Annotated in this window: 14 protein-coding genes; 9 read left to right on the forward strand and 5 right to left on the reverse strand. The window is 67.3% G+C overall.

All coding sequences use genetic code 11. From position 1 onward, the window contains the following. Positions 1–19 precede the first annotated feature (19 nt). From AAFF27_08685 to AAFF27_08695, 3 genes are all read right to left on the reverse strand, one after another. Positions 20–1,018, reverse strand: a complete 999-nt coding sequence (locus tag AAFF27_08685) for a FecR domain-containing protein (GenBank protein XAH25252.1) — start codon at positions 1,016–1,018, stop codon at positions 20–22. Continuing rightward, positions 1,015–1,563, reverse strand: a complete 549-nt coding sequence (locus AAFF27_08690; GenBank protein XAH25253.1) for an RNA polymerase sigma factor — start codon at positions 1,561–1,563, stop codon at positions 1,015–1,017. The genes AAFF27_08685 and AAFF27_08690 overlap by 4 nt, the downstream gene beginning before the upstream one ends. Before the next feature lie 167 nt (positions 1,564–1,730). Next, entirely contained in the window at positions 1,731–2,849 is a 1,119-nt protein-coding gene (locus AAFF27_08695; protein ID XAH25254.1) for a 5-methyltetrahydropteroyltriglutamate--homocysteine S-methyltransferase, read from the reverse strand. A gap of 309 nt (positions 2,850–3,158) precedes the next feature. On the opposite strand from AAFF27_08695, the gene AAFF27_08700 reads away from it, so the two are divergent. The 9 genes from AAFF27_08700 (at position 3,159) to AAFF27_08740 (ending at position 11,279) form a co-directional block, all read left to right on the forward strand. Next, positions 3,159–4,265 carry an aromatic ring-hydroxylating dioxygenase subunit alpha gene (locus AAFF27_08700; GenBank protein ID XAH25255.1) on the forward strand — a complete coding sequence of 369 codons (1,107 nt, stop codon included), beginning with the start codon at positions 3,159–3,161 and terminating at the stop codon, positions 4,263–4,265. Further along, positions 4,255–5,013 carry a GntR family transcriptional regulator gene (locus tag AAFF27_08705; GenBank protein ID XAH25256.1) on the forward strand — a complete coding sequence of 253 codons (759 nt, stop codon included), beginning with the start codon at positions 4,255–4,257 and terminating at the stop codon, positions 5,011–5,013. The genes AAFF27_08700 and AAFF27_08705 overlap by 11 nt, the downstream gene beginning before the upstream one ends. A 33-nt stretch (positions 5,014–5,046) precedes the next feature. Further along, positions 5,047–6,048 (forward strand): PDR/VanB family oxidoreductase, encoded by a 1,002-nt coding sequence (locus AAFF27_08710; GenBank protein XAH25257.1) that lies wholly within the window; start codon positions 5,047–5,049, stop codon positions 6,046–6,048. 173 nt (positions 6,049–6,221) lie between these two features. Next, positions 6,222–7,403: an ABC transporter substrate-binding protein gene (locus tag AAFF27_08715; GenBank protein ID XAH25258.1), complete on the forward strand. Its 1,182-nt coding sequence runs from the start codon at positions 6,222–6,224 to the stop codon at positions 7,401–7,403. A gap of 145 nt (positions 7,404–7,548) precedes the next feature. Beyond that, positions 7,549–8,421 (forward strand): branched-chain amino acid ABC transporter permease, encoded by an 873-nt coding sequence (locus AAFF27_08720; GenBank protein XAH25259.1) that lies wholly within the window; start codon positions 7,549–7,551, stop codon positions 8,419–8,421. Next, positions 8,421–9,401, forward strand: coding sequence for a branched-chain amino acid ABC transporter permease (locus AAFF27_08725; GenBank protein ID XAH25260.1), 981 nt, complete (start codon positions 8,421–8,423; stop codon positions 9,399–9,401). The genes AAFF27_08720 and AAFF27_08725 overlap by 1 nt, the downstream gene beginning before the upstream one ends. After that, complete coding sequence (locus tag AAFF27_08730) at positions 9,398–10,165, forward strand: ABC transporter ATP-binding protein (GenBank protein XAH25261.1); 768 nt, start codon at positions 9,398–9,400, stop codon at positions 10,163–10,165. Before AAFF27_08725 ends, AAFF27_08730 begins: the two co-directional genes overlap by 4 nt. Then, positions 10,158–10,862, forward strand: coding sequence for an ABC transporter ATP-binding protein (locus AAFF27_08735; protein XAH25262.1), 705 nt, complete (start codon positions 10,158–10,160; stop codon positions 10,860–10,862). The genes AAFF27_08730 and AAFF27_08735 overlap by 8 nt, the downstream gene beginning before the upstream one ends. A gap of 120 nt (positions 10,863–10,982) precedes the next feature. Further along, positions 10,983–11,279 carry a c-type cytochrome gene (locus AAFF27_08740; protein XAH25263.1) on the forward strand — a complete coding sequence of 99 codons (297 nt, stop codon included), beginning with the start codon at positions 10,983–10,985 and terminating at the stop codon, positions 11,277–11,279. A gap of 698 nt (positions 11,280–11,977) precedes the next feature. Here AAFF27_08740 and AAFF27_08745 read toward each other — a convergent pair. Together AAFF27_08745 and AAFF27_08750 are read right to left on the reverse strand one after the other, a co-directional pair. After that, positions 11,978–13,177, reverse strand: a complete 1,200-nt coding sequence (locus AAFF27_08745) for a CaiB/BaiF CoA-transferase family protein (GenBank protein XAH25264.1) — start codon at positions 13,175–13,177, stop codon at positions 11,978–11,980. Next, complete coding sequence (locus tag AAFF27_08750; GenBank protein XAH25265.1) at positions 13,174–14,328, reverse strand: acyl-CoA dehydrogenase family protein; 1,155 nt, start codon at positions 14,326–14,328, stop codon at positions 13,174–13,176. The genes AAFF27_08745 and AAFF27_08750 overlap by 4 nt, the downstream gene beginning before the upstream one ends. Between the last annotated feature and the right edge of the window lies 1 nt (position 14,329).

Here is a 14,329-nt window from a genome sequence, read left to right on the forward strand (position 1 = left end):
TGTCCGTAGTCGATTTTTTTCAGGGCGGTGGTGGGCGGTTGGACAGCCAGGTGCTGCCGTCGCGCTCCTGCACCCGCACGGCGGCGATGCGCGGCAGCGCCAGGAGGAAGCCCTCCACATCGCGCGCCTGCACCGCCGCCGTGATGCGCGGGCCGCTGCCAGCCGGTGCATCGGTGCGCACCGGCTGGCGGCGCCAGCGCGAGAGGGTGGCGGCGATCTCGCCCAGGCTGGCCTGGTCGAAGATGACCAGGTCGCGCTCGGTGGCGGCGAAGGCGTCTTGTGCATTGCGCGGCACGCGTTGGGGCAAGGCCAGCGCATTGGCGTCGTCGGCCAGCTCGCCCACCTCGCCCGCCTGCAGTAACAGGGGAGTGCCACCGGCTTGCGCCGCCAGCTGCACGCTGCCGTGCGCCACGCTCACCCGCACCAGCCCCGGCAGGCGGCTTACGACAAAGCGCGTGCCGAGCACGATGATGCGGGCGCTGCCGGCGTCGATGACGAAGGGGCGGCTTGCGTCGCGGGCCACGTCGAATAGGGCCTCGCCGCGCTGCAGCACCACGGCGCGCTGGCGCCGGCTGTAACGCAGCGCCGCACTGCTGTCCGGGCCCAATGCCAGGGTGCTGCCGTCGGGCAGCGTGAGCGTGACGCGTTCGCCGATGCCGCTTTCGCGTGCCTGCGCGTAGGTGGCGCTGTCCTGCCAGGCATTCCAGCCGTGGCGGCCGAGCAGGCCAAGCAGCCCGAGGCCGGCAAACCCTAGCGTGCCTCTGACCACCGTGCGACGGCGGACTTGGCGGCGCTGGCCGGCCAGCCGCTGCGCCGCATCGGCCAGGGCATGGGCGCGTGGGGCAGAGTCAAAGTCCCGCCACAGTGCTTCGAAGGCGGCGTATTCACGCGCGTGTTCGGGGCTGGCTGCCAGCCAGGCGCGCCAGGCTGATGTATTGGCTGCGCTGGCTGGGCCACCGGCTGTGCCGTGCATGCGGGTGAACCAGCGCGCGGCTTCCGCGCGGACGCTTGAGGTCATCGCTGCAGCAGGTCGCGCGCGGCGCGCAGGTCCAGCAGGGCGCGCATCAGGTGGCGCTCAACCATATTCAGGCTGATGCCCAGCCGGGTGGCGATCTCGGGCTGCGTGTGCCCCTCTATCCGGCACAGCCAGAACACCTCGCGGCAGCGGGGCGGCAGGCCTTCGATGGCGCGTTGCACGGCAGTCAGGCGCTGCTGCAGGTCGGCCAGCGCCTCGGCAGATGGCGCGGTGAAGGCACTGTCCAGCGTTTCACCCTGCACCGTGGAACCAGTGTCGGCGTCGCCCGGCATGGGCAGCGCCACGTAGCGTTGGGCATCGGTTGCGTGGTCCGCCAACACCGAGCGCACCACGGTGCGCAGGTAGGCATGCGGCCGAGCGATGCCCGCATGGCGGCCGCTGAGCGCATAGCGCAGGAAGGCGTCGTGCAGCACGTCTTGCGCGCGGTGCACGCAATAGGTGCTGCGCCAGATGGCGGGCAGCAGGCTTTGGTAGGCCCAGCGCAGGTCCAGGCCCAACCAGATGGTGGGGTGGGCGGTGTGTCTCATGAAGCGGGGTGGTGGTCCGCGCAGGATGAGTCTGGGCGGGTGGCAGGGCATTATTGTAAATGAGATTTCTTCTCATTCAATTAGACGCAAGGCCATGCGCTGCCGTCACCACCCTTGTGCTGACCAAGCTTGCCGCCTCTTGGCAAGCTCAGGGCAAAGTCAACCGATCAGCGGTCGCCCCAGACCTCACGCGCGGTGTCGATCACCAGGCGCAGCTTGGCGCGCTGGGCTTCCACGGCGATGTCGTTGCCGTGCACCGTGCTGCTGAAGCCGCACTGCGGCGACAGCGCCAGTTGCTCCAGCGGCGCGTAGCGCGCGGCTTCGTCGATGCGGCGCTTGAGGTCGTCCTTGTCTTCGAGTTGGCCGAACTTGGTGGTGACCAGGCCCAGCACCACGGTCTTGCCCTTGGGCAGGTAGCGCAGGGGCTTGAAGTCGCCGCTGCGGTCGTCGTCGTACTCCAGGAAGTAGGCGTCCAGGTCCATCTCGGACAGCAGCGCCTCGGCCACAGGTTCGTAGTTGCCGCTGGCGGCGTGCGTGCTCTTGAAATTGCCACGGCACAGGTGCATGGCCAGGGTCATGCCGGCGGGCTTTTGCGCCACCACCTTGTTGATGAAGGCGGCGTAGCGGTGCGGCAGCTCGTTCGGGTCGTCGCCGCGCTGGCGGGCCGCCTCGCGCATCTTCTCGTCGCACAGGTAGGCGAGGTTGGTGTCGTCCATCTGCACATAGGTGCAACCGGCGGCGGCCAGGCTGCGCAGCTCGTCACCATAGGCCTTGGCCACGTCGTCGTAGAACTCGGGATCCAGCTCGGGGTAGTGCTGCTTGCTGATGCCGGCGCGCCCGCCACGGAAGTGCAGCATGGTGGGCGAGGGGATGGTGACCTTGGGCGTGTTGCCGGCCGCCACCTGGCTCTTCAGGTACTCGAAGTCGGCCAGCTGGATGTTCTTGGCATGGCGCACCTTGTCGATCACGCGCATCACCGGCGGGGCCAGCTCTTGCGTGCCATCGGGCTTCTGGATGGTCACCGGGATGTCGCTCTTGACGCCGCCAAGCTGCTCCAGAAAGTCGACGTGGAAGTAGGTACGGCGGAATTCGCCGTCGGTGATGCTTTTGAGGCCCACGTCTTCCTGGAACTTCACGATCTCGGTGATCGCCTTGTCTTCGACGGCGCGCAACTCTTCGGCGCTGATCTTGCCCTGGGCTTTTTGCTCACGCGCTTCCAGCAGGTACTTGGGGCGAAGGAAGCTGCCGACATGGTCGTAGCGGGCGGGCAGGACGGGATGGGTCATGGAATCTCCAGGGCTTGTGGAACACCCCCAGTCTTCGCGCACTGCGTGTCGCTTCGTCAACCCCCTTGCAGGGGGCACATCCGGCGGCCCGGCAGAGCCGGTTCCGCGGATGTTTGCGCTTGGCCTGCTCCGCGGCCTTTGGGGCGGGCGGGGACTGGCTCACTTCGCGTAGTGGGAAAACTGGGACTAAACGTCCATCATCGTAGATCATCAATTCGCGGAGTACATGAATACAGGGAGCTTGGTGTTTTCCCTTGTATTGGCCAAATCTGCTGGATTTTTTGGCATTTCTGTATACATTGGGTATTCATGAACACGCCCACGCCGTCTTTCCCGCTGAATGCCTGGTACGCCGCCGCCTATGACGTAGAGGTCAAGCGCGCGCTGCTGCCGCGCACCATTTGCAACCAGAAAATGGTGCTTTACCGCACCGTTGCTGGCCAGATCACGGCGTTGGAAGACGCCTGCTGGCACCGGCTGCTGCCCTTGTCCATGGGCCGGCTGGATGGCGATGAGGTGACCTGCGGCTACCACGGGCTGGTCTACAACGCCCAGGGCCGCTGCACCCACATGCCCAGCCAGGAAACGCTCAACCCTTCGGCCTGCGTGCGCGCCTTTCCGGTGGTGGAGAAGCACCGCTTTGCCTGGGTCTGGCCCGGCGACCCGGCCAAGGCCGACCCGGCGCTGATCCCCGACATGCACTGGAACGACGACCCGGCCTGGGCCGGCGACGGCAAGATGATCCGTGTGCATTGCGACTACCGCCTGGTGGTCGACAACCTGATGGACCTCACGCACGAGACCTTTGTGCATGGCTCTTCCATCGGCAACCGCGAGGTGGCCGAGGCGCCCTTTGTGGCCACCCACGGTGACCGCAGCGCCACCGTCACGCGCTGGATGGAGAACATCGACGCGCCGCCGTTCTGGGCCGGCCAGATCCGCCATGCGCGCGGCTACACCGGCAAGGTGGACCGCTGGCAGATCATCCGTTTCGAGGGGCCGTGCACCGTCAACATCGACGTTGGCGTGGCCGAGGCCGGCAGCGGCGCGGTGCCGCACGGTGACGATGCTGGCGACCGCAGCAAGGGCGTGAACGGTTATGTGCTCAACACCATCACGCCCGAGACCGACAAGACCTGCCTCTACTTCTGGGCCTTCTCGCGCAACTACTGCCTGGGCGAGCAGCGCCTGACACACGAACTGCGCGAAGGCGTGGCCGGCATCTTCCGCGAAGACGAACTGGTGCTCGAAGCCCAGCAAAAAGCCATAGACGAGCACCCGGACCACAAGTTCTACAACCTCAACATCGACGCCGGCGCCATGTGGGCGCGGCGTTTGATCGATGGCCTGGTGGCCAAGGAACGGCCAGCCCCAGGCGCCGGCTCACCCATCATCCCGATCCGCCGTGCGGCCTGATCCCGCCCTGACCCCCGAAGACGCCGCCGGCTCCAGCCAGGCCGTCAAGGCGCAGTTGCGGCTGCGCGAGATGGTGCTGGCCGGCGAGCTGCCCGGCGGCGCGCGCATTGCCGAGCTGGTGCTGGTCGAGAAGCTGGGCGTCTCGCGCACGCCTATCCGTGCCGCGCTGATGCGGCTGGAGCAAGAAGGCCTGCTGCAGGCGCTGCCCAACGGCGGCTACGCGGTCAAGACCTTCTCCGAGCGCGACGTGTCCGAAGCCATCGAGCTGCGCGGCACGGTCGAGGGCCTGGCCGCGCGGCTGGCGGCCGAGCGCGGCGTGGCCGCCGTGGTGCTGGCCGAGGCGCGCCAGTGCCTGCGCCAGATCGACACGCTGCTGGAGCCGCCCGTGCTGGGCGACGATGCCTTCACGCGCTATGTGGCGCTGAATGCGCAGTTCCATGCGCTGCTGGGCGAGATGGCCGACAGCCCCTTCCTGACGCGCGAGCTGGACCGCATCACGCACCTGCCCTTTGCCTCGCCCTCGGGCTTTGTCGCGGTGCAGGCGCAGTCGCCCGCCGCGCGCGACATGCTGGTGGTGGCGCAAGACCAGCATGTGCAGGTGCTAGACGCCATAGAGCGGCGCGAGGGCGGTCGGGCCGAGGCCATCATGCGCGAGCACTCGCGCATTGCCCAGCGCAACCTGCGCGAGGCGGTGATGCGCCCACAGGTGCACCAGATGCCCGGCGTGCAGCTGATCCGCCGCCGCTGACCACGTTTCTAGAAATCCCCACGAGACATTCCCATGCGTACCAATGCCACCTGGACCGATGCCGTCGTCACGGCCGTCCGCGACCTGACCCCGACCGTTCGTGAAATCTTGCTGCGCCCCGCGCACGATGGCGCCGCCAATTGCGGTGACTGGGCGCCGGGCAGCCATTTGCAGGTCCAGGTGCTGGTCGATGGCCGGCCGCAGACGCGTTCTTATTCACTGGTCGGCACGCCGGATGGCACCGCCTGGCGCATTGCCGTGAAGCGGCTGGACGACGGCCGTGGCGGCTCGCTCGCCATGTGGCGCCTGGCCGTGGGCGAGCGCCTGCCGGTATCCGGCCCGCAAAACCACTTTCCGTTGGACCTGAGCGCCAGCGCCTACCTGCTGGTGGCGGGCGGCATCGGTGTGACGCCGCTGCTGCGCATGGCCGAGGCGCTGCAGGCGCAAAAGCCCGGCGCGCGTGCGCCAGTGCGCATGCTCTACGGCGTGCGCAGCGAAGAAGAGCAGGCGTATGGCGTGGAGCTGAGTCAGTTGCTGGGCGAGGCACTGGCCGTGCGCATCTCCGGCAGGGGCGAGATGATCGACTTTGCGGCTGAGATTGCCGCGTTGCCGCCCGGCGCGCAGATGCTGGTCTGCGGCCCGGTGCCCATGCTGGATGCCGCGCGCCACGCCTGGCAGGCCGCCGGCCGGCCGGCGGCCAACCTGCGCTTCGAGACCTTTGGCAGCAGCGGCCGCTTCGCGCCGCAGGCCTTTCGCGTGCAGCTGCCGCGCCATGCGCTGGACATCATGGTGCCGGCCGGCTGCAGCCTGATCGACGCACTGGAAGGTGCCGGCGTGCAGACGCTGTCGGACTGCCGCCGCGGCGAGTGCGGCCTGTGCGCCATGGATGTGCTGGCGGTAGAGGGCGAGATCGACCACCGCGACGTGTTTTTAAGCGAGCACGAGAAGGCCGAGAACCGCCGCATCTGCGCCTGCGTCTCGCGCGTGGTCGGGGCGGTGACGCTGGATTCGGCCTGGCGGCCGGATACGGTCTGAGCGATTCTTCTCAGCCTCGCTTCATTGCGCGATGATCGCGCAGCTCTTTTGATAGTCGTGCACTGCCGCGCCGGCCTAGGTACTTTTGCCTGAGCGCCATCCTGCGCCGTGCCACGACAATGCATCGCCCCGGCGCCATGGGCGCCGCCCCGTTTTTCATCAGGAGACCTCTCATGCAACGTCGCCACGCCCTCCATGCCACCGGCCTCGCCGTGCTGGCCTTGTCCGCTTCGCTGGCGAGCGCGCCGGTCTTTGCCCAGGCCACGCCTTTCAAGATTGGCCTGATCCTGCCCATGACCGGCCAGGCTGCCAGCACCGGCCGCCAGATCGAAGCCGCCGCGCGCCTGTACATGGCGCAAAACGGCGACACCGTGGCCGGCCGCAAGGTCGAGCTGATCATCAAGGACGACACCGGCCTGCCCGATGTCAGCAAGCGCATCGCGCAAGAGCTGGTGGTCAACGAGAAGGTCGGCGTGCTGGCCGGCTTTGGTCTGACGCCGCTGGCACTGGCCGTGGCGCCCATCGCTACGCAATCAAAGACGCCCCAGATCGTCATGGCCGCGGCCACCTCCAGCATCACCGAGGCCTCGCCCTTCGTGGTGCGCTCCAGCTTCACGTTGCCGCAGGTCACCGTCTCCATGGCCGACTGGGCGCCCAAGAACGGCATCAAGAAGGTGGTCACCCTGGTGTCGGACTACGGCCCGGGCCTGGACGCCGAGAAATTCTTCAAGGAGCGCTTTACCGCCAACGGCGGCGAGGTGACCGAATCCCTGCGCGTGCCGCTGCGCAACCCGGATTTCTCGCCCTTCCTGCAAAAGGTGCGTGATGCCAAGCCCGATGCGCTGTTCGTCTTCGTGCCCTCGGGCAATGGCGCGGCGGTGATGAAGCAGTTCCTGGAGCGCGGCCTGGACAAGGCCGGCATCAAAATGATCGCCACCGGCGACGTGACCGACGACGACCAGCTCAACGACATGGGCGACGGCGCACTGGGCGTGGTCACCTCGCACCACTACTCGGCCGCGCACCCCTCGGACGTGAACAAGAAGTTTGTCGACGCCTTCGAGAAGGCCAACAAGGGCATGCGCCCCAACTTCATGGCCGTGGGCGGCTATGACGGCATGCACGTGATCTACCAGGCGCTCAAGGCCACCGACGGCAAGGGCGACGGCCCGGCACTGCTGGCCGCCATGAAGGGCCAGAGCTTCGAGAGCCCGCGCGGCCCGATCACCATTGACCCGCAAACCCGTGACGTGGTCCAGGATGTCTACCTGCGCAAGGTCGAGAAGAAGGACGGCAAGCTCTACAACGTCGAATTTGATTCGATCAAACAAGTCAAGGATCCAGCGAAGAAGTAGCTCGCCCCCAGGCTTCGCCCTTCGTGTCTTCGCCAACCCCCTGCCGGGGGCAACACCAGCGGCCTGGCAAAGCCAGTTCCGCGGTGTTCCTGGTAAGGGCCGTCGGCTGCGCTGTGGCCGTTCGGCACTCTGGTAAGTTGCTCTCATGTTGACCATACTTTTCGACGGCATTGCCTACGGCATGCTGCTCTTTGTGCTTGCGGTCGGCCTGGCCGTCACGCTGGGCCTGATGAACTTCATCAACCTGGCGCATGGCGCCTTCGCCATGGCGGGCGGCTACATCACGGTGCTGGCCATGCAGCGCTTGGGCCTGCCCTTTCTGGCGTGTCTGCCGCTGGCCTTCATCCTGACGGCTGCGCTGGGGGCGCTGCTGGAGCGCACGCTGTACCGGCCCATGTACAAGAAGCCGCACCTGGACCAGGTGATGTTCTCCATCGGCCTGGCCTTCATGGCGGTGGCGGGGGTGGATTACTTCATCGGCGGCTCGCAGCAGAACGTGCAGATCCCCGAATGGCTGCGCGGCCGCACCGAGATCGGCGACGGCGCGCTGCTGCTGGGCATGGGCCACTACCGCATCTTCATCATCGCCATCTGCGCGCTGCTGACGGTGGTGCTGCAACTGCTGCTGTCCAAGACCCGCTTTGGCAGCCGCCTGCGCGCTGCGGTGGATGACCCGCGCGTGGCTGCGGGCCTGGGCATCAACGTCAACGTGGTGTTCTTGCTGACCTTTGCCATGGGCTCGGGCCTGGCCGGCCTGGGCGGCGCGCTGGGTGCCGAGATCCTGGGGCTGGACCCGACCTTCCCGCTCAAGTACATGATCTACTTTTTGATCGTGGTGGCCGTGGGCGGCACGTCTTCCATCACCGGCCCGCTGGCGGCCGCGCTGCTGCTGGGCATTGCCGACGTGGCCGGCAAGTACTACATCCCCAAGATGGGCGCCTTCACCGTCTACCTGCTGATGATCCTGATCCTGCTCTGGCGCCCGCAAGGCCTGTTCACCCGGAAAGGCGGCCGCTGATGGACGCACAACGCTACCAGGCCGCCCTGCGCGCCAGCTCGCGCCCACGGGTGTGGGAATTCGTGTTGTGGGCGCTGGCCTTTGCCGCGCCGCTGCTGTTGCCGCAGCATGCGCTGATGGTGAACGAGATCGCCATCGTCGCGCTGTTTGCCGTGTCGCTGGACCTGATCCTGGGCTACACCGGCATCGTGTCGCTGGGCCATGCGGGCTTCTTCGGTTTTGGCGCCTATGTCGCGGCGCTGTTTGCCAAGCACGTCATGCCTGACCCGACCGTGGGCCTGCTGGTGGCCGTGGCCGCCACGGCGGTGCTGGGCGCGGTGGCCAGCCTCACCATCCTGCGCGGGAGTGATTTGACCCGGCTCATGGTCACGCTGGGTACGGCGCTGCTGCTGCTGGAGCTGGCCAACAAGCTCGACTGGCTGACCGGCGGCGCCGACGGCCTGCAGGGCGTGGTGCTGGGCCCCGTGCTGGGCCTGTTCGACTTTGACCTGTACGGGCGCACGGCGGCCTGGTATTCGCTCAGCGTGTTCCTGCTGCTGTTTGTGCTGATGCGCCGCATCGTGCATTCGCCCTTTGGCGCCACGCTGATGGCGATCCGCGACAACCGCCTGCGCGCCTCGGCCATCGGCATCCCGGTGGTGTCGCGGCTGGCCGTGGTCTACACCGTGGCGGCAGCCATCGCCGGCGCTGCCGGTGCGCTGCTGTCGCAGACCACGGGCTTTGCCTCGCTCGATGTGCTGGCCTTTGACCGCTCGGCCGATGTGCTGCTGATGCTGGTCATTGGCGGCATCGGCTGGCTCTATGGCGGCATTGCCGGCGCCATCGTGTTCAAGGTGCTGCAGGACAGCCTCTCGTCCATCACGCCGCAGTACTGGATGTTCTGGATCGGCCTGATCCTGGTGCTGCTGGTGCTGGTCGGCCGCGAGCGCCTGCTGCGGCCGCAGACCTGGTTCCGCAAGGCGAAGGGAGCCAAGGCATGAGTGCGGTACTTTCGGCCAAGGGCCTGGTGATGCGCTTTGGCGGCATCGTCGCCACCAACGACGTCAGCATTGATCTGCAAAAGGGCGCGCGCCACGCACTGATAGGCCCCAACGGCGCGGGCAAGACCACGCTGGTCAATATCCTGACCGGCGTGCTGCGCCCCAGCGAGGGCCGCATCCTGCTCGACGGTGAAGACATCACCGCGCTGGCGCCGCACCAGCGCGTGCAGCGCGGCATGGTGCGCACCTTCCAGATCAACCAGCTGTTCGACAGCATGACGCCGTTGCAAACGCTGGCCCTGGTGGTGGCGCAGCGCCGCGGCCTGGGGGGCAAGTGGTGGCAGCCGGTGGGCCACAACGCGGCGGTGGCCGCGCGCGCCGGCGAGTTGCTGGAGCAGTTCCGCCTGGCCGAGGTCGCCACCCAGCCCACGCGCCAGTTGGCCTACGGCAAGCGCCGCCTGCTGGAGATCGCCATCGCCCTGGCCAGCGAGCCGCGCGTGCTGCTGCTGGACGAGCCCGTCGCCGGCGTGCCGGCCGGCGAGCGCGAAGAGCTGCTGCAGACCGTGGCAGCGCTGCCGGCCGATGTGTCGGTGCTGCTGATCGAACACGACATGGACCTGGTCTTCAGCTTCGCCCATCGCATGACGGTGCTGGTCAACGGCACGCTGCTGACAGAAGGCAGCCCTGAAGAGATCGCCGCTGACCCGCGTGTGAAAGAGGTCTATCTGGGCCACGGCACCGAGCAGGAGGCGGCACATGGCTGAGCTGTTGAAAGTAGAAAACCTGCGTGCCGGCTACGGCGAGGCCGTGGTCATCGACGGTGTATCGCTCAGCCTGGGCGCGGGCGAAACCCTGGCGCTGCTGGGCCGCAATGGCACCGGCAAGACCACCTTCATCAACACCCTGGCCGGTGCCACCCAGCAGCATGGCGGCAGCATCACGCTGGGCGGCGTGGCGCTGCACAAGCTGGCACCGCACCAGCGCGCCGCAGCCGGCATTGGCTGGGTGCCGCAAGAGCGCAACATCTTCAAGTCGCTCACCGTGCACGAGAACCTGACTGCCGTCGCGCGCCCCGGCAAGTGGGACCCGGAGGGCGTCTACCGCATGTTCCCGCGCCTGGCCGAGCGCAAGGGCAACCTGGGCAACCAGCTGTCGGGCGGCGAGCAGCAGATGCTGGCCGTGGGCCGCGCGCTGGTGCTCAACCCGCAACTGCTGCTGCTGGACGAGCCGCTGGAAGGCCTGGCGCCCATCATCGTGGAAGAGCTGCTGCGCGCCATCCGCCGCATCACCCGCGAAGAAAGCCTGGCCGCCATCATCGTCGAGCAACACCCCCAGGCCATCCTGGCCATCTCCGACCACGCCGTGGTGCTGGACCATGGCACGGTGGTGCACGCGGGCACGGCGCAGAGCCTGCGCGACGCGCCGGACTTGGTGGATCGCTTGCTGGGCGTGGCGCGCTGAGGCGTGGCGGGTAAGGTTTGCTATATGTTTTATAGCTATATGCCCAGGCCCTGCCTGGGCTGCGGGCACTTTTCTTTCAAAAAGTTTTTGCGGCATCTAGCGTCTGCGCTTCTGGCGTCTTTGCTGCTGCCTGCTCTCGGGTTGGCCGCCACTGCGGAACAGGCGCAGGTGCTGGCCCGCAAGAACGGCTGCATGGCCTGCCACGGCATGGTCCACAAGCAGATCGGCCCCGGCTTTGCGCAGATCGCGCAGCGCTACCGCAACGACCCCGCCGCGCCGCAGCAGGTCGCCGCAAAGATCCGCAACGGCAGCGTGGGCACATGGGGCCGGGTCATCATGCCGCGCCAGTCGCTGGTGACTGAGGCGGATGCGGCGGTGTTGGCGGAGTGGGTGCTGTCTCAGCCGTCGCGGCCTTGAGCTTGGGCGGCGATTTTGAATGAAAAGTGCATTTTCCCAAGGTACAGGCTGGGCTGATAGCTATCTATTTGATAGTGCTGGTGTTTTGCTTGCGGCGGGAGTCGGGACTCGCCCCGGCGGGCGACCTACTTGTTCTTTGCTTCGCCAAAGAAAAGGCAAAAGAAAGGCGAGCCGGAGCCAGGGGCCCTACGGGCTTCCCTGCGCTGCTCGCGCCGGGCGGGGTATCGCCCAAACTCGCTTCGCTCAAACAAGGGCGATCCCTGATCCGCCCGTCGCTGCGCTGCTCGGCCCTGCCAACGGCGGGGGGCAGCCGAACAGCCGGCCCCCACCCCAACCCTCCCCCAGCGGGGGAGGGAGCAATACCGGGCCGAGCGCAACGATGGCCCGTGTGGCTGTCCCGGGTCCCCTCTGTGGCGTCGAGGAGCGGAGGAGTCGGCAGGTTGCCCGTAGCGCAGCGAAGGGACGGCGAGGACTGTTTGAGCGCAGCGAGTTCCGCAGCCGCCTGCTGACTCTGAGCACTGCAGAGCAGTCCGGCAAAGCCGGACCGCCACAGCGGGGTCGCCTTCTCTTTGGTGACTTTCTCTTGGGCAGACCACAAGAGAAAAGTTACTCGCCCGCCGGGGCGAACTCCCGGCTCCCGCCGCCTGCAAGGCAAGCAAGCCTTGAAATTTTGGAGGCCCTGAAGAGCCTTCAAGACATCAAAGAACCCCATCCCTCTGCAACTGCGCCACCTTGTCTTCAGACAAGCCCAGCAGCGACTGCAACACCTCCCGCGTGCCTTCGCCCAACTGCGGTGGCGCGCTGCGCACCGGCAGGCGTTCGCCGTCGAAGCGGTAGGGCGGCGCCAGTACGTTGACGCTGCCGGCCTCGGGGTGCGGCTGGGTGGTTACCAGCCCGGACTCGGTGGCGCGCTTGGAAGTCATGGCCTCGTGCAGGCCCAGCACCTCGCCGCAGGGGATGCCGGCGCGGGTCAGTCGCTCCAGAAGGAGCTGGCGCTTGCGCTGGCCCAGTTCGCGCAGGATCTCGGGCACCAGGGCGTCGCGGTTGGCGGCGCGCAGGACGTTGGTCTTGAAGCGTTCGTCGGCGGCCAGGTCGGGCCGCTCGATCACGTCGGTGCAGAAGCGCGCGAACTGCGCGTTGTTGCCCACCGTGATCACCACCGGGCCGTCTTCGGCGTCGAACACGCCGTAGGGCACGATGGACGGGTGGGCATTGCCGTAGCGCGGCGGGTCTTGGCCCAGCAGCAGGGCCTCCAGGCCGTAGTAGGCGGTGATCATCAGGCCGCAGTCGAACAGCGCCATCTCGATGTTGCGGCCCTTGCCGGTTTTCTCGCGCTCGTACAGCGCGGCCAGCATGGCTTGCGCGGCGTACATGCCGGTGAACAGGTCAACCGCCGCCACGCCAAACTTCAGCGGTGGCTGGGTGGCCTCGCCGTTCATGGCCATCAGCCCGGTTTCACCCTGCACGACCAGGTCGTAGCCGGGGCGCGTGGCCTCTGGCCCGGTGCTGTCGTAGCCGGTGATCGAGCAGAAGATCAGGCCCGGCTGCTCTTTGCTGAGCTGGGCGTAGCCCAGGCCCATCCTGTCGAGCCCGCCGTACTTGAAGTTCTGGATCACCACGTCGCTCTTCTTCACCAGCGCACGCACGATCTCCTGGCCTTCGGCCGTCTGCAGATCGACCGTGATCGAGCGCTTGTTGCGGTTGACGCTGTTGAAGTAGGCGGTTTCGGTGCTGCCCACGCGCAGCCCCCAGTCGCGCGTGTCGTCGCCACGGCCGGGGATCTCGACCTTGATGACTTCTGCGCCCAGGTCGGCCAGCACCATGGCCGACCAGGGGCCGGCGAGGACGCGGGAGAGGTCCAGTACGCGGATGCCCGCCAGCGGAAGCGTGCCCTTCATGCTGCAGTCTCCTGGCCAGATGCTTGACCGAGCGCGATGTAGCGCTGCAGGTGGTGGTCTTCGTCGCCCAACTGGTGGTCGATCATCACCAGGCGCTTGGCGTAGTGCGGCAGCGGCAGCTCCCAGGTCATGCCGATGCCGCCGTGCAGCTGAATGCTTTCCTCTGCCACCAGCGCGCCGATGCGGCCGATGCTGAACTTGGCGGCCGACAGTGCGCGCTCGCGCGTCACGCGGTCTTCGCTGTCGATGGCAGCCGCTGCATTGATCACGGTCGAGCGCGCCTGCTCAATCTCCAGCAGCAGGTCTGCCATGCGGTGCTGCAGCGCCTGGAAGCTGCCGATCAGCAGGCCGAACTGCTTGCGCGTGCGCAGGTAGTCGAGCGTGGCGGTCTTGGCCGCTTCCATGGCGCCCAGCGCCTCGGCGCTGAGCGCAAGCACGCCGCGGCCGATGGCGCGCTCCAGTGCCACGTGGCCCTGGCCTTCTGCGCCCAGCAGCGCGTCTGCGCCCAGCGTCACGCCATCGAGCGTGAGTTCTGCCACGCGGCCACCGTCGACGGCGGGGCAGCCGCGCACCGTGAGGCCGGCGGTCTTTGCGGGCACCAGGAAGAGAGAGATGCCGGCTTCGTCGTCCACCTGGCCCGAGCTGCGGGCAGAGACCAGGAACAGGTCGGCCTGCTCGCCCTGCGCCACGACCGCCTTGGCGCCGTTCAGTACCCAGCCATTGCCGCTGCGTTCGGCGCGGGTGGCCACGCGCGTGCGCTCGTAGTGCGTGTCGGCCTCGTCGTGTGCAAAGGCCGCTACGGTGCTGCCGCTGATGATGTCGGCCAGCTTCTCTTTCTGCGCAGCGCTGCCGGCGGCGCTGATCGCCTCGCCGACCATCAACGCGCCCAGCAGCGGCTCGACCACCAGGCCACGGCCCAGTGCTTCGAAGACCACGGCAATGTCAAAGCCGCCGCCGCCAAAGCCGCCATCGGCCTCGGTAAACAGCGCGCCGATCACGCCCAGTTCTGCAAACTGCTGGAAGATTTCCTTGCTGAAACCGTGCTGCGACTTGGCAATGTGGTCGCGTGCATCAAAGGCGTATTGCTCAGCGATGAAGCGGTTCAGGCTGTCGGCGAGCATGCGCCGGTCTTCGGTGTGTTCAAAATTCATT

The organism is Xylophilus sp. GW821-FHT01B05, from assembly GCA_038961845.1.
GTDB lineage: Bacteria > Pseudomonadota > Gammaproteobacteria > Burkholderiales > Burkholderiaceae_C > Xylophilus.